Origin of the sequence: Nocardia higoensis NBRC 100133, from assembly GCF_000308595.1 — a bacterium.
Lineage (GTDB): Bacteria > Actinomycetota > Actinomycetes > Mycobacteriales > Mycobacteriaceae > Nocardia > Nocardia higoensis.
The window spans coordinates 1-24,470 of sequence record NZ_BAGA01000173.1 but is presented as its reverse complement, the minus strand read 5'-3'; the positions used below and the strand labels follow the sequence as shown (position 1 = coordinate 24,470).

Annotated in this window: 22 protein-coding genes; 7 read left to right on the top strand and 15 right to left on the bottom strand. The window is 68.7% G+C overall.

Annotation, left to right across the window (positions count from 1 at the left end; all coding sequences use genetic code 11):
• Window positions 1–83: 83 nt before the first annotated feature.
• The 3 genes from ON26_RS28115 to ON26_RS28105 are packed head-to-tail and all read right to left on the bottom strand — an operon-like array spanning window position 84 to window position 3,329.
• On the bottom strand, window positions 84–860 hold the full coding sequence (locus ON26_RS28115) for an enoyl-CoA hydratase-related protein (RefSeq protein ID WP_040800840.1): 777 nt from the start codon (window positions 858–860) through the stop codon (window positions 84–86).
• 4 nt (window positions 861–864) lie between these two features.
• Window positions 865–2,139, bottom strand: coding sequence for an acyl-CoA dehydrogenase family protein (locus ON26_RS28110; RefSeq protein WP_245546102.1), 1,275 nt, complete (start codon window positions 2,137–2,139; stop codon window positions 865–867).
• A 29-nt stretch (window positions 2,140–2,168) separates the two neighbouring features.
• A complete protein-coding gene (locus ON26_RS28105) occupies window positions 2,169–3,329 on the bottom strand; it encodes an acyl-CoA dehydrogenase family protein (protein WP_040800838.1) in 1,161 nt (386 codons plus the stop codon).
• 162 nt (window positions 3,330–3,491) lie between these two features.
• Here ON26_RS28105 and ON26_RS28100 point away from each other — a divergent pair, with 162 nt between their 5' ends.
• From ON26_RS28100 to ON26_RS28080, 5 genes are all read left to right on the top strand, one after another.
• Window positions 3,492–4,790, top strand: a complete 1,299-nt coding sequence (locus tag ON26_RS28100; RefSeq protein WP_040800835.1) for a cytochrome P450 — start codon at window positions 3,492–3,494, stop codon at window positions 4,788–4,790.
• Entirely contained in the window at window positions 4,787–4,975 is a 189-nt protein-coding gene (locus ON26_RS28095) for a ferredoxin (RefSeq protein WP_040800833.1), read from the top strand. Before ON26_RS28100 ends, ON26_RS28095 begins: the two co-directional genes overlap by 4 nt.
• A gap of 78 nt (window positions 4,976–5,053) precedes the next feature.
• The gene (locus ON26_RS28090) at window positions 5,054–6,397 is read left to right on the top strand and encodes an ABC transporter substrate-binding protein (protein WP_040800831.1); all 1,344 of its coding nucleotides are present in this window, start codon (window positions 5,054–5,056) and stop codon (window positions 6,395–6,397) included.
• Entirely contained in the window at window positions 6,394–8,256 is a 1,863-nt protein-coding gene (locus ON26_RS28085; RefSeq protein ID WP_040800829.1) for a hypothetical protein, read from the top strand. Before ON26_RS28090 ends, ON26_RS28085 begins: the two co-directional genes overlap by 4 nt.
• Window positions 8,253–9,959: a hypothetical protein gene (locus ON26_RS28080; RefSeq protein WP_040800827.1), complete on the top strand. Its 1,707-nt coding sequence runs from the start codon at window positions 8,253–8,255 to the stop codon at window positions 9,957–9,959. The genes ON26_RS28085 and ON26_RS28080 overlap by 4 nt, the downstream gene beginning before the upstream one ends.
• A 97-nt stretch (window positions 9,960–10,056) precedes the next feature.
• Here the strand turns inward: ON26_RS28080 and ON26_RS28075 are convergent, their stop codons facing one another.
• The 4 genes from ON26_RS28075 to ON26_RS28060 all read right to left on the bottom strand — a co-directional run bounded on the left by ON26_RS28075 (window position 10,057) and on the right by ON26_RS28060 (window position 14,153).
• Window positions 10,057–10,542, bottom strand: coding sequence for a hypothetical protein (locus tag ON26_RS28075; RefSeq protein ID WP_051027768.1), 486 nt, complete (start codon window positions 10,540–10,542; stop codon window positions 10,057–10,059).
• A gap of 569 nt (window positions 10,543–11,111) precedes the next feature.
• Window positions 11,112–11,417 (bottom strand): hypothetical protein, encoded by a 306-nt coding sequence (locus ON26_RS28070; protein WP_040800825.1) that lies wholly within the window; start codon window positions 11,415–11,417, stop codon window positions 11,112–11,114.
• Between the two features lie 313 nt (window positions 11,418–11,730).
• A complete protein-coding gene (locus tag ON26_RS28065; protein WP_051027766.1) occupies window positions 11,731–13,005 on the bottom strand; it encodes a cytochrome P450 family protein in 1,275 nt (424 codons plus the stop codon).
• Between the two features lie 17 nt (window positions 13,006–13,022).
• Window positions 13,023–14,153, bottom strand: coding sequence for a cytochrome P450 (locus tag ON26_RS28060; protein WP_306307261.1), 1,131 nt, complete (start codon window positions 14,151–14,153; stop codon window positions 13,023–13,025).
• Window positions 14,154–14,556: 403 nt separating this feature from the next.
• On the opposite strand from ON26_RS28060, the gene ON26_RS28055 reads away from it, so the two are divergent.
• Complete coding sequence (locus ON26_RS28055) at window positions 14,557–15,882, top strand: helix-turn-helix domain-containing protein (RefSeq protein WP_505770735.1); 1,326 nt, start codon at window positions 14,557–14,559, stop codon at window positions 15,880–15,882.
• A gap of 10 nt (window positions 15,883–15,892) precedes the next feature.
• Here ON26_RS28055 and ON26_RS28050 read toward each other — a convergent pair whose 3' ends face one another.
• On the bottom strand, window positions 15,893–16,786 hold the full coding sequence (locus ON26_RS28050) for an aminoglycoside phosphotransferase family protein (protein WP_157172042.1): 894 nt from the start codon (window positions 16,784–16,786) through the stop codon (window positions 15,893–15,895).
• 196 nt (window positions 16,787–16,982) lie between these two features.
• On the opposite strand from ON26_RS28050, the gene ON26_RS28045 reads away from it, so the two are divergent.
• Complete coding sequence (locus ON26_RS28045; protein WP_040800822.1) at window positions 16,983–18,074, top strand: zinc metalloprotease; 1,092 nt, start codon at window positions 16,983–16,985, stop codon at window positions 18,072–18,074.
• A gap of 367 nt (window positions 18,075–18,441) precedes the next feature.
• Here the strand turns inward: ON26_RS28045 and ON26_RS28040 are convergent, their stop codons facing one another.
• The 7 genes from ON26_RS28040 to ON26_RS35160 all read right to left on the bottom strand — a co-directional run.
• Window positions 18,442–19,734 carry a hypothetical protein gene (locus tag ON26_RS28040; RefSeq protein ID WP_051027758.1) on the bottom strand — a complete coding sequence of 431 codons (1,293 nt, stop codon included), beginning with the start codon at window positions 19,732–19,734 and terminating at the stop codon, window positions 18,442–18,444.
• Window positions 19,731–20,924, bottom strand: a complete 1,194-nt coding sequence (locus tag ON26_RS28035; RefSeq protein ID WP_040800819.1) for a hypothetical protein — start codon at window positions 20,922–20,924, stop codon at window positions 19,731–19,733. The genes ON26_RS28040 and ON26_RS28035 overlap by 4 nt, the downstream gene beginning before the upstream one ends.
• A 112-nt stretch (window positions 20,925–21,036) precedes the next feature.
• Window positions 21,037–21,852 (bottom strand): NAD(P)-dependent oxidoreductase, encoded by an 816-nt coding sequence (locus ON26_RS28030; RefSeq protein WP_040800817.1) that lies wholly within the window; start codon window positions 21,850–21,852, stop codon window positions 21,037–21,039.
• 19 nt (window positions 21,853–21,871) lie between these two features.
• Window positions 21,872–22,696: an NAD(P)-dependent oxidoreductase gene (locus ON26_RS28025; RefSeq protein WP_040800815.1), complete on the bottom strand. Its 825-nt coding sequence runs from the start codon at window positions 22,694–22,696 to the stop codon at window positions 21,872–21,874.
• Between the two features lie 8 nt (window positions 22,697–22,704).
• On the bottom strand, window positions 22,705–23,220 hold the full coding sequence (locus ON26_RS28020; protein ID WP_040800813.1) for a DoxX family protein: 516 nt from the start codon (window positions 23,218–23,220) through the stop codon (window positions 22,705–22,707).
• Window positions 23,207–24,103, bottom strand: coding sequence for an alpha/beta hydrolase (locus ON26_RS28015; RefSeq protein WP_083884411.1), 897 nt, complete (start codon window positions 24,101–24,103; stop codon window positions 23,207–23,209). Before ON26_RS28015 ends, ON26_RS28020 begins: the two co-directional genes overlap by 14 nt.
• A 243-nt stretch (window positions 24,104–24,346) precedes the next feature.
• Window positions 24,347–24,470 (bottom strand): thiolase C-terminal domain-containing protein (locus ON26_RS35160; RefSeq protein ID WP_373280968.1); only part of this gene is annotated, 124 nt, incomplete at its 5' end.

Below are 24,470 nucleotides of genomic sequence, written 5' to 3'. Positions count from 1 at the left end.
GGCGCGGGGCGGCCGAGGAGGCCGGGCCGGCCGTCGGAGGTCGCCGGACCGCGTCGCGGCGACGGCGGTTCGGCCCGCGTGGCTCAGCGGCCGCGCCAGCGCGGCGAACGCTTCTCCAGGAACGCACTCGCGCCTTCGCTCGCGTCCGCGCTGGTGAAGACCGTGCGCTGCCAATATTCCAGCCGCTCGGTCACTTTCGCCGAGTCGGTGACCGTCAGGCGCACCAGTTCTTTGCAGGCCGCCAGCCCGAGCGGCGCGTTGCCTGCGACGCGCAGGGCATAGTCCAGTGCCGTGTCGAACACTTTCGCGGCGGGCACCACGGCGTTGACCAATCCCAGTTCGTAACCGCGCGTCGCGGTCATCGGCGCGCCGGTGAGGGTGAGCTCCAGGGCGATGTTCAACGGGATGCGGGTGCCGACGGCGGTGCCGCTCCCGCCGGGGAACAGGCCGCGGCGGACCTCGGGGAAGGCGAAGGTGGCGGAGTCGGCGGCGACGAGGATGTCACCGCCGAGCAGCAATTCGAAGCCGCCGCCGAGCGCGGGTCCGTTGGCCGCGGCGATGACGGGGATGCGGAGTTCGCCGCGGGACAGGCGCAGGTAGGCGGCGGCGGCCGGGTGGTTCTCATCGAAGGAGTCTCCGGAGGCGAAGGCGCGCAGGTCCATTCCGGAGCTGAACGCGCGGTCGCCGGCGCCGACGAGCAGCAGGGCCCGGATGCCGGGATCGGCTTCGGCGGCCACGGCGGCGGCGCCGATGCCGTGCATCATCGCCACCGTGAGCGCGTTGCGCGCCCGCGGGCGGTTGAGCACGACGATGCTCACTGCCTCGTGCCTGCGGATCAGCAGGTCGGGTTCGAGGTCCACCGTGTCACCGAGCCGAGGACGAACGCCCGCGCGGCACCTGGTTGAACGGCACGTCCTTGTCGTTCGCGTGCTCGCGCGGCATACCGAGCACCCGTTCGCTGATGACATTGCGTGCCATCTCGGTGCTGCCGCCCGCCAGGCTCCATGCCGCGCGGAACAGGTAGTCGGTGCCGATCTCGGCGGTGTCGACCGGGTCGCCGGGGTGGTGGGTGGCGGCCGCCGAACCGGCGATGCGCACCGCCATATCGGTGTGCAGCCAGGCGTTCTCGGCGGTGAACAGGCGGGTGATCGCTCCGGCCGACGGGGGGAGCTCGCCCCGGCCGATGGCCGCGGAGACGTGGGCGATGAGCTGGTCGCGCACCACATTCATGGCTCTGGCCTCGCCGATGTCCTCGCGGGTGCGCGGGTCCTGCCAGTGCCCGCCCGCTCGGGCCAGCCGCACCAGACGGTCGACTTCGCCACCCAGGTGCGGCCGGGCGCCACTGGTGAACGGCGAGGTGCCGCCGAGTGCGGCGCGTTCGTGGAGCAGCAGGCGTGAAGCGGCCTCCCAGCCGCCGTCGACCGCGCCGACCACCGCCTCGTCGGGCAGGGCGACGTCGTCGAAGAACTCCTGGCAGAACTCGGTGGAGCCGGTGACCTGCTTGATCCGCTGCACCGTGACGCCCTCGGCATGCACCGGGACCAGGAACAGGGTCAGGCCCCGATGTTTGGGCACCTCCCAGTTCGTCCTGGTTAGGCACAGGCCGTAGTCGGCGGCATAGGCGCCCGAACTCCAGATCTTGGAGCCGTTGAGGATCCAGCGGTCGCCGTCGCGGTCGGCGCGGGTGGTGAGACCGGCGAGGTCGGAGCCGCCGTTGGGTTCGGAGAGGAACTGCACCATGACTTGCGCGCCGCGCAGCACCTCGGGCAGGTGGGCGAGTTTCTGTTCCTCGGTGCCGATGTCGAGCAGGGTCGCCGCGCAGATCGCCAAGGTGGGGACGTTGAGGATCACCGGCATCTCGTAGGGCAGCGATTCCTCGGTGAAGGCGGCCTGGTGAGCGGCAGTGAGCCCGAGGCCGCCGTACTCCCTGGGGAAGCAGATGCCGGCGAAACCGCCGTCGTGCAGGATGCGCTGCAGGTGGCGGGCGCGGTCCCAGGCTTCCTCGGTGTCGGTCTTGCCCGCGTCGGCGGGGACGGCCGGCAGGTTGTCACGCAGCCAGGCGCGGGCGCGGGCGCGGAACTCGGCTACGGGCTCGAGATCGGTGGTCGTGGCGGTGAGAGACATGGCGGGGTCGGACATGGTGGGGTCCTTCGGGTGACGGACGAGGCTCAGGCGGCGGCGCGGTCGATGAGGTCGGTGATGTGGCGGCGGTGCTCCTCGGGGGTGCCGTAGAGCGCGCGGCCCAGGGTGACCCGGCGCAGATACAGGTGTAGATCGTGTTCCCAGGTGACGCCGATGCCGCCGTGCAACTGCACGCAGTCCTGGACGATCGCCGGGGTCTTCGCGCCCACATAGGATTTCGCGATACTCACGGCCTCGGCGGCGCCCGGGTCGGCGGCGTCGATCAGCTCGGCCGCGGCGTAGGTGGTGGCGCGGGAAGCCTCCAGCCAGGTCTTGTTGTCGGCCATCCGATGCTTGAGGGCCTGGTAGGAGGCCAGCGGGCGGCCGAAGGTGTAGCGGTCGAGCAGCCAGCCGAGGGTGGCGGTGAGGGCGCGGTCGGTGGCTCCGACGCTTTCGGCGGCGGTGAGGACGGCGGCCGTGCGTAACTGCGTTCGGACGGCGCTCGCCGCCGCGTCGCCGACGTGCACGACGGCCTCGTCGGGCAGGAGCACGTCCTCGAAGCTCACCCGGCCGGTACGGCGGACGAGATCCAGCGTCCAACCGGGGGAGACCGTGACTCCCGGGGCGTCGGCGGGGACGAGCAGTTGGACGGGCCCCTCGGCGCCGAGCGCGCTGACCAGGAAGAGATCGGCTCGGTCTGCGGCCTCCACGCGATCCTTGACGCCGGTGAGCCGATAGCCGCCGGAATGCGGTGCGGCGATGGTTCCGGTGAGCGGCACGTCGGCGGCCGAGCCGCAGCCGGTGAGGACGTCGAGGCCGCGCCCCGGTTCGTAGACAGCCCAGGAGAGGACGGTTTCCCCGGCCACGACGGCGCCGATGGTGTCGGCGCAGTGGGCGGGTGCGGAAGCCAGTCCGGACAGGGCCGCGCTCACGGTGATGAAAGGTCCGGGGGCGCAGGCGGCGCCGAGTTGCTCGGCGACGAGGGTGAGATCGGTCAGCGGACTGCCGGAAATGCTTCCGCCGCCTGTACTTTCGTTCGCCAGCGGCGCCGTCCAGCCGAGTTCGGCGGCCCGGCGCCACCAGGTGCGGTCGAAGCCGGCTTCGGTGTCGGCCAGCGCGCGGACCGTCGGAAGGGGGACCGTCCCGGCGAGGAATTCGCGGGTGGTGTCGCGGAACAACCGCTGCTCGGAGGTGAGATCGAGGGGCATGGAACGGCCTTCCGGAGTTGACGCACGGGCGGCGGTGTGGAAATCTCATACTCACAGATGAGAGTCGTATTCTCAACTATGAAAGTCTACCGGCCGGAACTGATCGCCGGGCTGGTGAGCCGGAGAATGTCTGAGCCCGTGGGTGTCGAAGGGAAACGTCGAGTGGCGAACAACTTTCAGGATCTGGACTTCTTCCTCGGGCAGGAGCTGGTCGCCGATCCGTATCCGTACTTCGACTCGTTGCGCGCGCAGTGCCCGGTGCAGAAGGAGAACCATCACGACGTGGTGATGGTGACCGGCTACGAGGAAGCCCTCGAGGTCTACAACGATGTCGAGCGCTTCTCCTCGTGCATCTCGGTGACCGGCCCGTTCCCCGGCTTTCCGGTTCCGCTGGCAGGCGTCGACAATGTCGACGAGCTCATCGCCGAGCACCGCGACAAGCTGCCGATGAGCGATCAGCTGCCCACCCTCGACCCCCCGACCCACACCGCGCACCGTGCTCTGCTCATGCGCCTGATCACCCCGAAGCGGCTCAAGGAGAACGAAGAGGCGATGTGGTCGATCGCCGACCGCGTCCTCGACGACTACCTCGCCGCGGGCAAGGGCGATCTGGTCCGCGACTTCGCCGGCCCGTTCACCCTCTACGTGATCGCCGACCTGCTCGGCGTGCCGCCGGAGGATCAGGAGGAATTCCTGCACGCACTCCAGCGTGAGCACCGCGCGAACAGCAGCGTGGGCAGCACCGAGGGCGAAGGCATGCAGCACAACCCGATCGAGTTCCTCTACGGGAAGTTCTCCGGCTATATCGAGCAGCGCCGCCGCGAGCCCCGCGAGGATGTGCTGACCAGCATGGCGGTCGCCACCTTCCCCGACGGCTCCGAACCCGAGGTGCTCGACGTGGTGCGGGTGGCGGCGAATCTGTTCTCCGCAGGTCAGGAAACCACCGTGCGTCTGCTCGGCTCGGCCTTCCGCAAGCTCGCCGAGGACCGCGAACTGCAGGCCTACCTGCGCGCGGACACCAGCCGGATCCAGAACTTCATCGAGGAGTCGCTGCGCGCGGAAAGCCCGGTGAAGGGTGACTTCCGGCTGGCGAAGGTGGACACCACCGTCGGCGGGGTGCCGGTGGCGCAGGGCAGCATCCTCATGGTCGTCAACGGCGCCGCCAATCGCGATCCACGCCGCTTCACCGACCCCTCCGAGTTCGACCCGGCGCGCTCGAATGCCCGCTCCCACATCTCCTTCGGCCGCGGCCCGCACACCTGCCCCGGCGCGCCGCTGGCCCGCGCCGAAGCCCGCGTCGCACTCGAACGCCTGCTGGCCCGAACCAGCGACATCCGCATCGACGAGTCCGTGCACGGCCCCGCCGACGCGCGGGATTTCGACTATCTGCCCACGTTCATCCTGCGCGGGCTGACCAAGCTGCACCTGGAATTCGACGTGGTGGAGGAGGCGGGCGCATGAAGGTCACCGTGGATGCGGATCGGTGCCGGGGGCACGGGGTGTGCGTGACCCTGTGCCCGGAGGTCTTCGACATCAACGACGACGGCTATGCCGAGGTCATCGTCGGGGAGGTTCCCGAGCGATTCGAGAAGGTGGTGGACGAGGCGATCGGGGCGTGCCCGGAGCGGGCGATCGAGATGGAGTGAGCTCGCCCGATCCGCTGTGCCCCGCCCGCGGGCGGGGCATAATCGGAATCGATTGGCGGACCGGGGGATCGGGGGATCATGGTCTCGCGCAGATCGGCGCTGCGGGCGGCGGCGTTGCTACCACTGACGGCGGGATGTGCTCCCGGGCTGTTGGACGACTCCGATGCGGTGCGCATCGCGGTGTCGTGGAGCGGGAGCGAGCTGGCGGCCTTCCGTCGCGTTCTGGAAGCACTCGATGTGGGTGGCGATGTGCGCGTGGTTCCGCTGGGGGACGACATCGACACCGCGGTCGGGTCGGGCGGCCGCGCCGCCCCGGACATCGTGATGATGCCGCAGGTCGGGCGCGTGCACGCGCTGGCGGGACAGGGGCGACTGCGGGCACTGCCCGCGACGCTGTGGTCGTCGGGAGAGCAGAGGTCGTCGGGAGAGCAGAGGTCGTCGGAGGAGCACAGGTCGCCGGGGGCGGAGCCCGAGACGCCGAACTACGCCGACTACTGGCGGCAGTTGCTGTTCCGCGACGGCAAACCCTACGGCGTGCCGTTCAAGGCATCGGCGAAATCGCTGGTGTGGTTCGACCGGGAGGCCGTCGACGAGTACGGACTCGGTGATCCGGCCGGCTACACCGTCGAGGACTGGATTCGCGCCGCCGCGGACCTGTCCGGCGGCCCGGTGCGTTTTCTGGCGCTGGCCGGGGCCGACGGATGGGTGCTGACCGACAGCTTCGAGAACATGCTGCTGGCCGAATCACGCGAGGACTACGACGTATTGGCCGACGGCGCGACGCCGCGGCGCTGGGACAGGCCGTCGGTGCGCGCGGCGCTGAGCAAGCTGGGCGCGCTCTGGGGCGTGCGCGCGGCGCGGGGCACCGGGCATGCGCTGACCCGGCAGTTCCCCGACGCGGTCCGTGAGGTCTTCGACCACCGCACCGCGGTGATGGTGGCCATGCCCGACTTCGCCGAGCCGATCGTGCGCCGGTGCCTGCGCCACGCGAAGCGTTCCGACGAGGTGGTCGGCACCACCTGGTTTCCACCGGTGCGTGCCGACGGCACCCGGCCACGCATCGTCGGCGGTGATGTCGCCGTGGTGACGGCGCGGGCGAAACCAGCGGCGGTCGAGGTGGTCGCCGCCCTGGCCGCGCCGCAGGCCCCGGCGCCATGGATCGAGAAGTACGGCGGTTTTCTCGGGCCGAATCAGCGCACCGAGTCGAGCTATTCGCGATTTCTGCGGCCGGTGGCCGAGGAACTGGCCTCGCACCGGGTCTTCGAGTTGTCCGAGCGGGTGGGTGCGATGGGTGGCCGCGACGGGCTGTGGCCGGTACTGGTCGATTTCCTGAAGGAGGTCGGTGACGGCGCCGGTCCGGTGGAGCCCGCCGTGGATCGGGCGGTGCTGGCGCTGGACGCATTCGAACGGCGGCGGCGATGAGCGCGAATCCCGAGATTCGCGCCCACGGACTGCGAATGGAGCTGGCGCTGCGGCCGATGCGCGGCGCGCCGGTGCCGGGCCCGCATCCCATGCGCTGGGCGAGTCTGCTGTGGCCGGTACCCGCCGCGGTGCTGATCCTCACCGTCCTGGTCGTCCCGACCGCGATCACCATCGGTTTCGCGGTCGCGACCACACCCGCGGTGCCTCTGTGGTGTGCCGTCGGGGTGGCGGCGGTGGTGGCGGCGGTCCTGGTGGGGCGCCACCTCCGACGTGCGGACCCAGCGGGCGGCCAGCAGTCGGGCAGCCCGCGGCCGGTGGTGCGGGCGGCGCTACCGGTGGTCACGGGTGTGGTCCTGACGGCGGTGATCGGGACCGTGGGATCGCACCTGGACCCGGCCGGCGCACGCGCTTATCTCTTCACACTGCTGATGGTGGTCTTGTCCGTGGGGCTGGTGGCTGTAGCCCTGTTCGTCGCGCAGCGGTTCGGGGACCGGTGGTGGATGTGGCTGCCGACGGTCGCGCCGTGCGCGGTGGCCGCCCTGGTGTCGGGCGTGGCATTCCGGCTGATCTTCCAGCGACTGGCCGATTACTTCGACATCGGTTCCCAGCCCGCGATGTTCTGGTGGTTCTGCCTGCTGCCTCCGGTCGCGTTCGCGTGGACCTGGTTCGGCTTCGCCGCCGCCCTGCTCCGCGACGGCGTGCTGACCGTTCGAGCGGATCCGGTGCGCGAGGCGGGTATGGCCGCGGCCAGGAGCCGGTGGGAGCGGCACCGGCGGATGCTGCGGGAGCTACGGCCGGTGCTGCTCGTCCTCGCGGTCGGCATCGGCGTCGCCGCCGCGCGCATGTTCGACGCCGTGCTCATCGGCGTGCCGTGGTCGCTGCAGGGATGGAACCAGGGTGCGACGGTGTTCTGGTGGCGCATGGCGACCGATTCGGACGCGAGCTTCGGGCCGGAAGCGGTCTACGCGCTGCCGCTGGTCGCCCTGGTCGGCGTGATCGCCTGGTACTTCCAGAGCGATACGGGCGGCCGACCCGCTCGTGCTGCCGGGGACACACCCCGTCCGCACGACATCCACCGGCGGCCGGGCCCCCGGCGGATCGTCGCGGCGGTGGTCGTCTTCCTCGTGTTCGCCTGCCCGATACTGGTTCTGGTCTCCGCCGCCTTCTACGGCCCCTACGGATTCCAGCTGGACGCGGTGAGCGGCCTGGTGCGCGACGAGGCGCTGATGCGATCGCTGGCCTCGACGGGATGGGTCGCACTGGCGACCACGCTGCTCGTCCTGACCGCCGCTGTGCCGGCCGCACACCGGCTCGCCGCGCGCCGCGCGGGCAGCGGGTGGGCGCGTGCGGTGGTGGTCGGCCTGGTGGTGCTCGCGGTGCTGCCTGTCCAGGTCTATCTCGGCCCGATCGTGTGGGTCGTCGAGCGCTGGGGGCTCTACGGCACCCAGGGCCCGCTGATCCTGGTGCACGCCGCGGCAGGACTTCCGATCGCCATCCTCATCCTGCGCGCCTCGCTGCCCGCGCCGGGCGACGGTCCAGCCGCCGACGCCCTGCACGGGCTGGCCACCCACGCGACCACGGTGCGGCGAGTGCTCGACTCCACCTGGCCCGCGCTCGGCGCGGTCGCGGTGTTGCAGCTGGTCCAGGTCTGGAACGACTTCACCGTCGGGTTTCTGCTCGGCGGCGCCGGCGGCAGTCCCTGGTCGCTGCTGCTGTGGGGTGAGGCGCGTCAGTTCGAGGAGAACTCCGCGCGTCTGGCCGCCGGCTCGCTGCTCTCCGCCGTAGTGCCGGTGGTGTTGCTGCTGGTGACCTGGCGGCGCTGGATGGTGCCCGGCCTGACCGGGGGAGCGGTGCGATGAGCGACCTGCCTGAGCAGAGCGAGCCTGCCGGCCGCGGCGGCGCCGCACCCCGGTCCACGCTCTGGCGCGGCATTCTGGGGACCGCGCCGGTTATCTCCACCGCCATCACTCTGGAACTGGGCCGCACGCTGGTCGTGGATTCGTTCGGGGATGTCGAGGCGGTGAAAACCGTCGCCGACACCCTGCGAGTCTTCTCGGTGCTGCTGGTGGCCGGTGGGCTGCTGTTCGCCGGATATCGCTGGTATGCGCGACGCCGTGACGGCGAGCGACTGGCGCGCACGCGAGAACTGCTGGCCGCATTGAACCAACCCGGCGTGCAGGTGGGCGGCATCGGGCCCCCGCCCGGTGCTACGCCGCCCACCTCGGTCGCCCACCAGCAGTGGCCGGACGCGGCGATCCTGCGCGAGCTCCCGGTATCCGACTACGACAGCGCGGCCCTGCTGGCGGTCGCGTCGGCCATCGCGCAGGTGCGGCACCGCCCGCCCGCCGTCGGTTCGCCCCAGCCGGACACGGCGGGTGCTGTGATCGCAAGATGGCATCGGGACAGAGTGCTGACCGAGCCGTCCGCGGGCCGCCACTGGGTGAACATGATGTCGGAGAACCCGCCACGTGCCGCGGTGTACGCGAACCCGGCCTGGGCGGCTGCGATCTGCGCGCTACTGCGCCACCACGCCGAATGCGCGAGCGTGCGTGTGGTCGCGCTCGGTCACCCCGGCTACGCGCCGGCTGCCCGGCGATGGTTCACCGCGCATGCGCGCGAGCTGTACGACCTGGCCGCGGCCTGCGCCGCACCGGACCTGCGTGATCGGATTCCCTTCTCGGCGCTGCCGGAGTTGGCGCGCGTCGCCGACGCCCTCGAGATCTGGTACACCCTGTCCGCGGCCGGGACCCCCACCGGGGACCAGTTCGCCGAACTGTGCCGGCACATGGCCGCGATCCCCGGTATGAGCGCGTTTCCCCTGCATGGCGCGCTGTTGCAGCTACGCGGCGGCCGGACGACCCCGACGCGCCGTTTCCGGCCCCGACAGTGGTCGACCGGTGTCGCCGCCCGCTGGGAGCACGAGAGTGCGCTCAGCGACTTCGGCGACGCGCCCGAACACGCGGGTCTGCTCGCCCGTCGACTCGAGCGGGTCTGGTGGATGCTGCCGCGTACCGATGTCGAGGCCGAAGTCTGCGTGCTGATCAATCTGGCGGTGGCCGAGCTGGCCGCAGGCAGATTCGAAGCCGCAGGCGACCGCTTGGACCTGGTGTTCGCCCGAACCGAAGGCGGTCGCGATCCGAGCGGCCGGGTGCACGCCCACGAGATCGCCGGTGCCGTGCACTGGGCGCGCGGCGATTCCGTTGCTGCCGTGCACAGTTGGCTCATCGCGCTCACCGGCTACCGAGCGCTGGACGACCCTGCGGGTACCGGCCGATGCCTCTACCACCTCGGCGCGACATTGGTCCTCGCCCCCGAACTCGGTGGGACGGCCATCCCGACCGAGCACTCCCTGGTCCGCGACGAGGTTTGGCGACAAGCGGTGGTTTGGCTGGACGAGGCCGCCGCCTGTGACCCGCCGGCAATCGGGCGCGCACTGGCATTGGAGGACTATCGCGGCATGGTCCCCGCGAGTATCGCGTCGGCCGCGCCGCCGACAGGCGGGGATCGATCGCCCCTGGAGATCGACGACCCGCACCTGTGGATAGCGCGCCGGGAGCCGTGAACGTGGTCTTCTGAGACGACATGGAGTGCCCGGTGGATTCAGGCCGCGACGGCGCGGATGACGCCGTGTCCCGGAATCCGGGACACGGCGCACTCGGTCAGCTCAGTGAGAACGAAGCTGTACCCGGAATCTGCTCCAGCTCTTTGTCGTTCGAGTCCAGCGCGACGATCCGGGCCTCCACCCGGCCGACGCCCGGCGCCGTGCCGAAGCCGACGATCACGCCGTCCACCGTGTTCTGGACGACACCGTTCACGACGCGGTGCTGCTGGCCGTCCGCATACCCGGAATCCAGATTCTTGAAGCGCACGGCGACTTTCCAGTCCGAGCAGCCTTCCCCGGTCTGGGTGACCTTCACCCGCACGCCGAACGTGCCCGCCGCCTGTTGTGGCACGGTGACCGCGTCGATGATCGCGGAGCAGCTGGTCGGAATCAGGCGGGTCAGGGTCGGCGAGAACGCAACGGCCGGGTCGTGCGGACTGGCGGTGGAGGGCGCCGCGAGCCCGACCATCCCGGCGGCGGTCACCGCGGCAATGGCACCGACGCGGATCGACAATTGTTGCAGGCGAACGTAATTGAGAGTCATACCTGGCCTGTCGGTGACCAGTGGTCGCTGTTACGGCAGCAGCCGTGTCGGTGAAATCACTGTAACGTTGGAATAGAAGCTGCCGATGACCTCATCGGTCGAGACCGAAGCTGTTGCAGCGTCTGAACGGTTACCGCTCGGGCCAACCTGGTGGACGGTGCCGCGCACGGACGTCGAGGCCGAGGTCTACGCGCCGATCGATCCGGCGAAAGTACCGGTCGATGCCTGCGCACCCCGGTTCGGCCCTGCGCGTGGCCCGCGAACTCGGTGGAACGGCGATCGCGTCCACGTCCGCGAGCCCGTTGCAGAGTGCGGCGGTCTGGGCTGAGGGCTGATCCAGGCAAACCTGTGCAGTCCGCTGGATTCCGGCAGCGCACTGGGACAGGAAAACTCTCCGAGTAAGGTCCGTGACTGCCTGCACCAGAACCCCGGTTGACGGCAATCGGTCAGTGGTGACTCGCAATCGACTACCCGCATCCGCGGATTTCACGGCGAGAATCGTTAGTCCGGCGCCGAGGCGGTCAGGGCCTCGACGTGCTCGGCGGCCGGTCCCTGCGTGCCGGTTCAGGTCACGGATTGGGTGTCCACCCACGGATGCGCGGGATGACGGTCCGCGGCACGACCAGTGTGCAGGACAGCGACAGGGCCCTGGTGGCGGTGCCGAAATGGGTAAGGCTCGGGGCGAGGATCGCGGCCGCGCGGATGGCGTGCGCGGTGTGGGCGATGAGGGTGGTCGGCATGAAGGTCTCGTGGTCGATGGTGAGGAGTTCCGTGATGTGGTAGTCGTGCGCGGCGGCTAGCTCGAGCAGGGTATCCCGATCGGCAGCTTCGGACTCGCTGATGGCGAGGTTCATCACTCCGAGTGCGTTGTCCATGAATCACTTTCGGTGTGTCCGCGGCGGCGGAAGTACTGGTAGTCGTCGCGGCTGACGATGAGTGCGGCGACGCGGGTCGAGCAATGCCAGGGGCAGTCGTCGTGCAGGCGGAGTGCGTCGGCGGCGTCGCCAGGAGATCGCACCGGCCAGTGCGGGTTGTCGTGGCGGAGTCGCGCGTCGGTGGGCTCGGGTGAGCGGATGCTGGGAGCGTGGTCTATCGGGATGACGGCACCGGTCGGCCACGGGATTGCGGGTCGTGAGGCGTCAGTGGTCACGGCGGTCCCCTCCACTGCCGTGCGTCCGCATCGGCGTGTCACGCGCGAACGTCGGTGTCGTCACCGGCCGGATCACCGCCGTCATCGGCCACCCTGGTCAGCCGCACCGGGAGGTATCGGTGGCCGTGGGAGACGAAGCTGTCCAGTGTCTTCAATTCGTCGGGTGCGGCGGCGAGAGCGATGTCGGGGAAGCGTCCGAACAGCGCGGGCAGCGCGATCGCCGCTTCCAGGCGCGCCAGTGGTGCGCCGAGGCAGTAGTGCGGGCCGTAGCCGAAGGACAGGTGTCCCTTGGAGGGCCGGGTGGGATCGAATGTGTCAGGGTCGGGTTCGTGCGGGTGCGGCGCGCGGTTGGCGGCGGCGAAGCAGGCGAGGATCGTGTCTCCGGCTTCGATCCGCTGATCGGCGATGTCGATGTCGGTGACCGCGTAGCGCAGCGGCAGGTTGGGAACCGGTGGCGCGTAGCGCAAGGTTTCCTCGATGAGGTTCGACCAGGTGAAGGCGCCTGCGCGGAGCTGTGCCAGATTCCCGGCGTGGGTCAGGAGCTGGTAGACGGCCTGGTCGAGCAGATTCACCGTGGTCTCGTAGCCGGCGCTGATCACCAGAAATAGGGTGTGGACGAGTTCTTCCTCGCTGAGTCGGTCTCCATTGTCGCGATGGCTGATCAGCATGCTGGTCATATCGTCGCCGGGGTCGGTGCGGCGGCGGGTGACGAGCGCGGTCAGGATGTCCACCATCTCGCCGTGGGTGTCCTGCGGGTGGCGCCGGGACACGGTGGAGAAGAGTTCGCCGACGCAGACCCGCAGCCGTGGTCGCAGGTCGGTGGGGACTCCCATGAGCTCGGTGATCATCCGCAACGGCACCTGGGCGGCGTACTCCTCCCGCAGATCGACCACCTCGCCGGCCGGTCGCGCGGCCAGCCCGTCGAGCAGCTCCCTGGTGATCCGAGCGATTCGCGGGCGCAGTGCGGCGATGCGGTGGGCGGTGAACGCGGGCAGGACGAGTTTGCGCAGCCGTTGATGATCCATGCCGTAGGCGGTGAACATGTTGCGCACCGACACCCAGGAGATCAGCGGCCAATCCGACGGGATCGTCCCGGCGGAGAACTCCGGCCAATGCCGGTGGGCGTCCTTGGACACCCGCCAGTCGGTGAACAGGTCTTTGATCACCTCGGGATCGGTGACCGCCCACGCGGGGATGCCGCCGGGCAGCACCACGCGAACCAGCGGACCGCGTGCGCGCAGTCCGATGGCCTCGCCGGGGATATCGGCGCCGGTCACATCCAGCACGACAGGAGCGGAGTGCAGATCGGTCATCAGGGGTTGCCTCGCTTTCAGCGGACGGGCGAAACGAACAGTGCCGGAACAGGTGTGAAGACGACGGGCAGGGCTTCCAGAGACCGATGGAACGGCCCCGGCCGCCACCGCAGCCGATCGGCGGGGACTGCCAGCTCGATGTCGGGCAGGGCATCGAGGAGTTGGTCGATCGCGGCACCGGCGATCAGTTCGGCGAGCGCGCGGGCAGGGCAGCGGTGCGCTCCGGCGCCGAGCCCCAGATGCGATTCGTTGCCGAAGATGTTGCCGCCCAATACAGTCGGGTCGTTGTTGCAGGCGGCCAGGCTGATCACGATCGGCCGATGCGCCGGCACCCACACGCCGTCGACGAGTTGCGGTTGACGCGGATAGCTCATGCAGAAGTTCGCGATCGGCGGGTCACGGAACAGCACATGGGTGAGCGCGTCACGGGTCGAGACCTCGCCGCCGACGACCCTGCCTCCGAAATCCGGGCGGGTCATCATCAACGACACCGTGTTGACGATCAGATTGGTCAACGGCTCACTCGCCGCCGCATAGAGCGTGAACAGCTGGTGGACGAGTTCCTCGTCATCGAGACCAGCGGGATGAGCCAGCAGCCAGGACGTGATGTCGTTCCCCGGCCGGGCGCGCTTGCGGCCGACCAGTTCACCCAGCGCCTCCACCGCGAGCCGGTTTCCCTCAGCGGCATCGGTGGTGTCGAAGAGCATCGCCATACCGGTGGCGGCCCGCTCGCTGATGTCGGGGTCGCACCCGATCAACTCGCTGATCACCTCGAACACCAGGGGGAAGGTGAAGTCGCCGAGCAGATCGGCCCGACCGTCGCCGCAGAACCTGGTGATCAGTGCCGCCGCGATCCGGTCGACCAGCGCATGGATGGTGCGCAGGTCCACCCGGCCGAGGGCGTCCACGGTGGCGGAGCGGTAGCGGGTGTGCTCGATGCCGCTGCTGCGCAGGGCGTTCGGACGCCACTGCATCATCGGCAATACCGGGCACTGCGCGGGGATGTCGCGCTGCCAGGCGCGGGGGTCGGCGGGGAAGTGGTCGGGGTCGTTCAGGATCTTCAACGCGGTCCAGTAGCCGATCACCAATGTCGCCGGGACACCGGGCGCCAGCCATACCGGCACCAGTGATCCGAACCGCTCACGCATCTGGGTGTATGCGACGTGTGGATCAGCCGCGAACTGCTCGGTATAGAGCGGGACACGGAACTCCTGGCCGGCGTCGACGGGTGAGCCATGTACCACCGGACAGCGGGCTGAACCGCCGAGGCTTCGTGCAGGCCGAGGATCGATCTCGCGGGTGGTGTAGTGAAGAGGCATCCTCGTCACCGCCCACGACGGCGATGTCGCATCGCTGCGGCGCATCGTCGATCGAGCAATGTCGACAAGGTCCGCGTCGCTTGGCAGATCGCTTGGAGGTGAGACGAATTCGCTGGCAACGTACCCAATTCCTCTGTGAGCGGGCGATTTCATCGCGGTAGTGTGATGCGATCACCGTCACCGATCTGCTCGGCGCGTCACCAGGTAGCAGGTATTGGCAACCGCGACAGCGATGGACACAGAGGTGGGAATGCGGGGCGAGGACATCCGAGAGGCGCGAAGGGCACGGGGGTGGACCGTGCCGGTGTTGATCGCGGCCCTCACGGCGGCAGCAACCGAGCAGGGCGTCGGCCTGATGTCCGCTTCGAGCCTGCGGATCGCGATCTCCAGATGGGAAAACGGCAAGGTCCGCCCTGATGAATTTCACGCGCGGTTGCTGTCACGTGTGCTCGCGATCCCGTACGGCGGCGATCCGCTGAGCCAGGGCAATACTTTTCAGCGCGAGGTCGCGGACGCCATTGCCCTACTGGATGATCTGGCGTCGCTCGATGACGACACAGACGGCGACCTCCGAGCCTCACCGCTCACCGGGATCGCGGGGGCACAGGTCGTGACCGGGTACTTGTTCGGTGAGTCACCGGATCGCATCCGGTCCCAGCCGCTGTTCGCTGTCGATGTCGCACAAGAGATTCGCAGCACTGTAAGCCGGATCAAGGCGCAGGACTTCCAGCGCGGCGGAGGTCACGTATACCGTGCATTGGTCCAGTTCTTCAGATCGGATGTCATCCCTCATCTACATGCCGTCCATCCCGGACAGGCGCGGCGCGAGATATTCGCCGCCGCGGCCGAGACCGTCCAACTGCTGGGCTGGAGCAGCTACGACACGGGACGCCACGCGGCCGCTTCCCGGTACTTCGTGCAGGCGCTACGCCTCGCGCAGGAGGCCGGTGATCGCCTGTTGGGTGCGCAGATGCTGGCCAATCTGTCGCATCAAGCGAACTTCCTGGGGCATTTCGATGATGCGTTGATGTATGCCCGCGCGGCCCGTACGGCTCTCCACCGCTGTGGGAGCGCAGCGGTGGAGACGATGTGCGTGATGATGGAAGCACGCGCCCTGTCCAGCCTCTCCGACCGAAGCGGCGCCGTCGCTGCGATCTTGCGTGCCGAACAGCTGATCGAATCCCGCCGCGCCGACGAACCAGTCTGGATTGCCTATTACGACCATGCCGAACTGGCCGGGGACACCGCGCATTGCTTCCGCGACCTCGGCATGCCGGCCGAAGCCGCGCGCTGCCTTGAAGTCGCCATCCTCGACACCACACCGGCACGTACCGCCGCATTCCTCGGAATCGTCGCATCACAGGTCGCGCTACTCGCAGGGGATCTCGACGCCGCGAGTAACCTGGCAACCACAGCAGTGCGCCAAGCGACCGGCTTGCGCTCAGCGCGATTTGCTCACTACGTCAACGATTTCCGACAACGGCTGCCGCGAGGAGCCGACCACACGTCGCAGTTCGACGAGTTCCACGATGGCACACGGAGATACCATCCGACGTAAACGCACTGATTCAGAACCCGCGCCACGGGGCGGCCACGACGCCGGTGCGGATGGTCTCGATTCGCTTCGCGTACTCGTCGCGAACCCGCGCGGAGTGCTCGATGTTCTGCGCGAGCCAGCTCACCATCTTGACGCGCTGGATATCTCGCAGAACGGGCCAGCCCGACCAGGTAGTGACGTCGTGACCGTACGCGGTGGCGAACGCGTCATAGTGACGGCGGTCGACCATACCTACGCTGCACTCGGCGGCGATTTTGGCCAGATCCCATTCTGCCGGTCCCCAGGCAAACGTCTCGAAGTCGATCAACACCGGTGAACCGTCGACGATCATGAGGTTGCCGACGTGCGCGTCTCCGTGTACGGCCACCGATGGCAGCTGGAATCGCAGAGCGGCCAGCTCATCCGTCAGTTGGGCCACCCGGTGCCGAAGCAGGTCGCTGTCGGCTCGCGGAATCGGTGCGGAAGCCAAACGGGCTGCCATCCGGCCGAAGGGCTCCACACTCGGGAGATCGAATGACGGTCGATCCAATCCGTGCAGGGTAAGGAGTACCTTGCCCAGTGCCTCCGAGTCCTCGTCATTACCGGGGCGGCCGGCCAGCACCGACCAGAACGTCACCGGAAGCCCATTGACATCGAGCGGCTGCTCACAACCGAGCTCGAACACTCTCGCACCAGCGATCCCCTGCGAGGCGAGCCAACTCGCGACCGCGATCTCCTTGCACGCATCCATCCGATACGCAGGTCCGCGTGCGATCCGGACCACCACCGGTACCGAGGCCAGCCGATAGAGCACGTTCTCACCCAATCGCAACATCACCGCGTCCGACGGATCGACTCCGGCCCTACGGCATGCCTTGTCGAGCGCGTATTCGATGGTCTCGGGGAGAAAGGGGGAACTGGCCACGCTCCCAGCGTAGGAGACGCGCAAACAGTCTCACGGGGGTGAATCGAACGGCGGCTGCACGATCTGTGACAGCTTGCCACCTATCTGTGCAGCAGCCCTCTGGCCTTAAGTGGCTTTAAGGGCACTCCCAAGGGCCTACCGTGGCTACCGCGTTTGGCGGACGCAACTGCCTCCGAAATCAGGTAGTGCTCTACGCGTGCTGGTCGGTTCCGTGGCGATGACACTGACGCGGAGGCATTGTTCGACCTGGGAGGTTGCGTTGGAGATTTGCCGTGAGGTCGAGGACTGGATCGAGACGACCGTCGTCGAGGAGGTACGGAAGCAGGAGAAACGTTGTAAGAAGTGGCCTTGGCCGCTGAGTTGGCTGTGCTCACTCGTGACGTTCATCGTTCGCATCGTAACGACGATTTGGCAGAAGATCATCCGGACCATATGCGAGGTTATCGTCGCGGTCTGGAGTGTGCTGGCGACCATCCTCAACGCCATCTTGGCTTTGCCATTTTTCGGCGGGTTGCTGCGCGCCATCATCCGGTTGGTGGCCTGGATAATCAGCTACGCCGTGGGACTTGCCGACGGAGTAGCGGGTCTGGTCGGCATCCGTATCACCAAACATCTGCGCGTCCACGTCGTGCCGCTCTGCGAGGGAAGTATCCCGCTGGCGTTCGAACGTCACCTACGTCCGGTCATGGATGAGACTGCGCGCATCCTGGAGGCCCGGGCGAAGATTCGGATACACGTGACCTACCACGAGCCGATCATCGATCCGCCCGAGGACGCCTCGAGGATGGGGACCGAGGTGGAGTTGATCCTGGATGAGGCGTGGCTGAAAGGCACCTGGTACCAGTGGTCCACTCTGCGAATGTTCCAGTCCAGCATCAGCTCACTGTTCTCGATCGGCGCTCCGATAGTCATCTACATCATCCGCGAGGTCGGCTACGATGGCCCCGGTCAAACGATCGGGGCATCCGGTGGCCCGTTCGTGGATTGGGTTGTGGTCGAACGTGACCGGGTCGTGCCGGAGGTCATCGCGGACGACCGAGGCGGAGTCGCGCAACCCCCGGCGCCCTTCCCACCCGTGACCGCGCTGCCGAATCCGGTCACGGGCATCGCAAACCCCTTCTATCAGAAGCGGCTGGTCGCGCACGAGATCTGCCATGCGCTCGGCCTGCTCGGGCACGTCAATTCCACACCCCAGGATTTGATGTACGAGAAGAAGATCGAAGGCGACCACCTGTCACCGCTCCAGGTCGGAATCATCAGGAGCAGCGCCCATGTCACCTTCGTCTAACCCTGCCCATCTTGATCCCGCCGACCCTGCCTGCGGATGTCGAGAAGGCGCCATCACCGCGACGGTCGCTCTGGTGGCATGGCCGGTGTGGAGTGTTCGATCTCGGGCGAGACGGCAGCGCGGCACCGTCCGCGCCTGGCTGCTGTATCCGGTGGTCGTTCTGGGAGCAGCATTGGCCGGCAAGGCTATCGGGATGGGAGCACGCAGCATCCTCGCCCGAACAAAGCGCAATAGTGATGCCCCGGAGTCGGCGAAGCTCACCTCCGACAATGCGGGGAACCTCACTCACTGGCTACTCTCCCCGGATAGGAGGCGCGTGAAACAGGCGCGCGGGGGTGTCGATCGAAGAGGCTCCATGCGTCCGCTGTCAGTTCCTGCCGATCGGGTCGTCCTCGAGCGATTGCCGAGCGGGATCGTTCAACAGGTCCGCAATGGCCAACGCCTCGGGCAGGGTCCACGTAGCCGCTTCGGCAGCGAGTAACTGTTCCCACGACGGCGTTCCCGCGTCTGCACGAGCTACGGCATCGGCGCGGACTTTCAACGCCAGCATGCCGATCCGCATCAGAACTGGAATGTTGAGAGTGCGAGCGGCGCCGATGGCGTCACCGGCAACTGCTGCTGCGGCGGTCTTCGACAGACTGATCGCTCCGGCCGCGGCGTGCGCGGCGATCAGCATTTCTGTGTGTTTGGCCGCTGCGGCGGTCGCCAAGCGTGTGCTGCCTGTGGAGCGGTAGGCGTCGAGGTGTGAGTGGGTGCGGATGACGACCTCGGTCGCGAGCATCCCGAGACCAGGGGTCACGATTCCGGAGCGGAGGTTCAGCCCGTCGCCGGTGTTCGAGCCCGCGTAAGCGTCGTTGGCGAACGCCCGTAGGTCGCGGTTCGACATTTCGCACAGAAGCGTCCAGCCCGGCAGCGGAAGGCTCATCGGGGTCACGAAGTCGGCGACCCAGTGCTTCATCAGAAGCGCGACAGCCGTATGCGGTTCGGGGGCTTGCTGGAACGGCAGACCGGAGCGAGTTGCCGTGACCTGGGTGACCATGCGCTGTCCGTCGTCCCACCACGTCCCTTCGAAGGTTCCGGTGCGGATCTGGTCGAGGGCGGTGAAGAACCGGCCGATGTCGTGGCCGGCCGACCGGACGCGATGTGCCGGGCCGCCGAAGTTCGGTCCGGTGTAGTCGATGGGGAGTCGAGCGGTTTGCCGCTCCCACCGGCGCACCAGATCCGTCTTCTTCAACAACGCCAAGCCGCTGAGCAGCGCGCTGTCGACGTGGTCGTCGTAGAGGCTCGCCAGCGCGCCGATGAGCGCGGAGACACCGACGACCACCAGGTCGCCTCGTCGCCACGGAAGCCGTTGCGCCGCCCGCCAGCCATCGAGTTGCGCGAGCGCGATCGAGTCGAGGATGTCGGCCAGATCGGCCTCGCCCCATCCCTCGGCTTTGCGTCGGTGCCGATGGTGGGATGTGAGATCGGAATAGGTCAGGCCGGTCGGGGTGCTCGAGACGCGTTCGGCCAGGGCGTGGTCGACCGGCTTGTCGGAAAGTGCGGCTGCGGCGAGCTTTTCGATGTCGGCGAGGTCGCGGGCGAGGGCGTCCAAGTTGCCGACATAGTCGTCATCGATCGGTGAGGGCTGATCGTTGGAGGTGCCGCCGGTGATGCTCACGTGGTGTGCTCCAGGTCGTCTGCGAGGACTCCGACGCCCTGAGCGAGGGTCTCGATGGTCTTCTTCTCTTCCTCGAGGACCTCGAGTTCGGTGAGCCAGGCCTGGAGTTCATCGTCTTCGGGGCCGGTGACGCGTTCTTTGAGCCGGTCGGCGACGACCCGGAATCGGGCGAGGCGATCTTCGGCTGCCAGGCGTTGCTCCCGCTCCGCGTTCAACTCGGCCTGTTTGACGTCGAGCTGCGCACGCAGGGTCTCGATGCGTTCGGCCAGTGTGACGACGGTTTTGCCCAGGGTTGTGACTCGCTCGCGGAGGCTGACGATGACTGCCTTCGCCGCTTCCTCGTTGCCGTCGACATCGCGAAGCACCAACTGGGTCACGACGTGGAGTCGGATGGCGTCGGCGGCGATGCGCGCGGCGGTGAATCCGGTGGCCTTGCCGGCGAGAGTGACCGCGCCGGCGCCTACGGCACCGCTGAAGCCGGTGATGAGGGCGGCGCCACCGGCCATGCCGAGGCCACCGGCGGCGAGGGAGCCGCCGCCGATCGCGGCCAGTCCCGCGGATGTGGCGACCGCTCCCGAATAGCCGAGAACGATCGCTCCGTATGCGCCGGCGATGGCGGGGGCGGCAAGGCCGCCGGTCAGGACGCCGAGTCCGAGTCCGGCGCCGGCCAGCAGCGCGTATTTGGTCCAGTTGCTCGACTTCGACAGCTTCTTGATCGCGTCTCGGTAGGCGTTCTCCACAGCGGGGAGGTCTTCGGGATGGAGGGGACCCATCGACTGGTGCGCGGCGGAGAGAAGCTCGGTGCGGACGGCCTTTTCCCACTTGCCCTCCACCCACGGCTCGAAGCCGTACAGGTCGATGAGCAGCAGCAGAGCGCGCGACCTTCTCGTCACCACCGAGGAGATCTCCGGCCCGGCGGATTCGAGCGCCTCGAGATTCGGCGACTCGCCATCGGCGGCGATCTGGTGGACGACCTGGGCGACGGCGGGGGACCAGTCCGCCTGGTCGCGGTGCGCGATGGCGGCTACCGCGTTGTCGCGAAAGAGGTTACGAGCCTCGCGCTTGGACGGAAGGTGCTTGCCCTTCGTGGCCGCGATGTCGCGCTGCATCATCCGGTACTGCCACGCCGTGAGGACGAAGTCTTCGTCAGCAGTGAGTTCGAGCTTCTTCTGTACCTGTGCGGCGTCCATGCGTGGGACATTAGCGACAGATCCTGACAGGACATGGCGGATCTGGGCGAACTCATGGGACTGCCGCGCGATGAGGTGAATTGCCGCCTGACCGCATGGCGGTCGGCGCAGCTCAGCGCGAGAGCGGCGCGCTGTCTGTGGCCGCGCCCGCCTCGATGGCGGTGTCGAGCAGGCCCAGATCCACTCCGAGGTCGGCGGCGAGTGCACGCGCCACAGTGACGTCCTTGCGGACGAATTCGCCTACTGAGGAGTGGAATTCGGCGACCGACCCCTTGGCCGCGATGCTCGCGAGCGCGCGCCCGCCGCTACTGGCGTGCGGGAGTGCCGAGAGCAGGGCCTCCTCTGTTACGCCGAGAGCGGTGCCCAGGCGCACCGCTTCCGCGATCAGACCGATCTGGGCGGTGAACAGGGCATTGTTCACAAGCTTGACGCGCTGTCCCGAGCCGAGGGCGCCGACGTGGACCAACGGGTCGCCGTAGGCCGACAGCACCGGCTGGGCAAGGCCGACCGCTCGTTCGTCCCCGCCGATCATGACAGTGAGCCTCGCGGCGGCGATGTCGTGCGGTCCGCCGCTGACAGGCGCGTCGACGACGTGCACGCCCTCGGGTGTGGCGGCGGCCAGGGCAGTCGCGGTGTCTGGACTGCCGGTGGTGTGCACGATGAGCACCGAACCCGCGGGCAGGGCACTCAGCAGTGGCCCATCCAGGCAGACTTCGCGGACCTGATCGTCGGTGAAGACGCACACCACCACGGCTTCGGCCGCTTCGGCGACCGCGGGCAGGTCATCGACCGGTGTCGCGCCGAGATCGGCGAGTTCTGCGCGAGCGCCCTCGGAGCGGCCGAGCACACGGACTGCGTGCCCGGCGGCCACCAGCCGGGCGACCATCGGCCGGCCCATCCGGCCCGCGCCGACGAAACCGATACGCATGACTGCTCCTTCGAATGCCCTACCCGCGCGGGTGGTTCATCATCTCCAGCGTGGCGTCGGCTGTGCGGAGCACGACTCCGGCGTCCGCGCCCGACTTGTCGGCCAGTTCGGCGACCAGGCCGACGTCTTTGCGCAGGAGGTTGCCCGCGTGGGCGGCCAGCCGGTCCAGCGTGCCGCCCGCGGAGACCACCCGACCGAGAGCGAAGCTGTTGGCGGTGCCGTGGCTGATCACCTCCCCGAGGCGGTCCGCGCCGATGCCGAGCTGTTCGCCGAGCGTGAGGGTGGCGCGGGAGGTCGCGAGATTCGCCGTGAACAGCAGGTTGTTGAGGAGCTTGGCGGTCTGGCCCGCGCCGACGTCGCCGAGATGGACGACGGGGTTCGCGTAGCTGTCGAAGACCGGGCGGGCGCGCTCGACCGCGTCGGTGGGGCCGCCGACCATCACCAGCAGGGTGCCCGCGGCCGCGCCCATGCCGCCGCCGCTGACCGGCGCGTCGATGAGTGTGCTGCCCTGTGCGGCGGTGGTTTCCGCGAGTTCGCGGCAGGTGTCGGGGTGCACGGTGGCGTGCACGGCGACGATCGAGCCCGGCGCGAGACCGGCGAGCACGCCGTCGGGGCCGGACAGGACCTGGCGCACGTCGTCGTCGCCGACCACGCACAGGCAGACCAGATCGGATCGCGCGGCCAGGGCGGCGGGTGTTGGTGCGATGGCCGCCGCTGTGTCGGCGAAGGGTTCCAGGCTTGCCGCGCGTCGGGCCCACAGGGTGGTGGGGTGGCCTGCCTCGACGATGCGGCGGGCCATGGGTCCGCCTTGGCTGCCGAGTCCGATGAATCCGACGCGCGTCACGTCGCCTCCTAGGTCGTCTGGTTCGCCGTGGGGGCGGGTTCGGGGCGGTAGAAGACCGCGAGCAGGGCCGCGGTGCCGAGGACGCCGACGCCGAGGGCGATGCCGCCGCCGGCCCAGCCGTCGACGGTGATGCCGGCGAGATGATCGATCGACAGTTCGCCGGGGCCGGTGAGGCCGAGCGCCAGGCAGGCCACGGCGAGCACGAGGACGTACTCGTATCCCTCACGGAAGACGAAGAATCCGTTCTTGCGGTGGGCGAGCAGACCGGCGACCAGCATCACCGAGATGACTGCGGCGGCCGCGAGGGGGGTGAGCAGCCCCAGGACGAGCAGCACGCCCGCGCCGATCTCGGTGATCACGCTCAGCCACGCCTGGAGCACACCGTTGCGCAGGCCGAGGCTGGCGAACCAGCGGCCGGTGCCGGCGATTTTGCCGCCGCCGATCCAATGGTTGACGCCGTGCGCGATCATGGTGACGCCGATGACGACGCGCAGCAGCGCGAGTGCCAGATCAAGGGGTTCCATCGTCCACCGTTCCCGGCCGCGCCACGGCGCTGCCGTCGAATTGCGTCGCCGGACCCGAGAATTCGCCGTTTGCGTCGGCGACCACGCATTCCTCGACGAACGAAAGCAACTTCAGATGGTAGGCGGTGGCGGTGTGTCCCACGCTGATGTTGTGCCCGGTATTGGGCTGGAAGTTGAGGACCACCCGCGGGGAGGCGGAGAAGAGCGAGCCCACCTCGGTGAGTTCCTCGGGGTCGTTGCGCCAGACGCGCTCGTGGTCGCCGACGGTGAAGCGCACCGGGATGCGCACCTGCCCGGCGAGTGCGGGGAACTCCTGTCCGGCCCAATCCCGCACGGCGACGGCCTCGGTGCGCGGGCCGGGTGCGGCGATGCTTGCCCCGCCCAGCACCGACGCCGAGTACAGGCGTTCGGGATGCCAGAGCAGTTTGCCGATGCCGTAGGCCGAGGGGCGCGGGCCCTTGTCCTCCCAGAGGATGTCCTGCGCGACCGGCTGGTGCAGCCTGCCGGTGCCCGCCAATTCGAGGCCGAGCAGTCCGGCGCCACGATCGTCGGCGGCGATCCGCAGCGCCAGTTCGCATCCGGCCGAATGGGCGAGCAGGAACACACCCGCGCCGCGTGGGCGCTCGGCGAGATGATGCTCGATCGAGGCGTAGATCAGGTCCACCCGGCGTTCGGCGGGAGCGATGTCCTCGGCGAAGGGGGCGGATGCGCCGTAACCGGGGCGGTCGAGCGCCAGCACGGTGAAGCCCAGGCGTGCCGCCGTGCGCATGAGGGAGAGCTCGGGGTGGCCGGGGCAGTCGAAATAGGCGGCGCTGGTCGCTCCGCCGTGCAGGGCCACCAGCACGGCGCGCGGCCGGGGAACTTCCGCGATCAGACCCGACATCGGGATGCCGTCGATGTCGGCGAGCACGGGAACGGGGCTGTCGCCGAATCGGTCCACGACCGACTCCACTGAGGCGGAGTCTTCGTGAGCCGAGCCCGGTCGACCGGTGTCGGCCGAGTGGACGGAGCCCGGTCGACCGGTGTCGGCCGAGTGGACGGAGCCCGGTCGACCGGTGTCGGCCGATGGGGAACCGGTCAAGTCGGAGTCGGAGAGTGTCATGGTAAGCCCATCGTGTCGGGGCGGTCAGGAGGCGGTGCGCAGCAACAGTGCTCCGCCCGGCGTCAGACCGCCGCTGGAGACGACCGCGACCCGGGCGCCCGCGACCTGCCGGTCGCCCGCGGCGCCGCGCAACTGCACGACGGCCTCG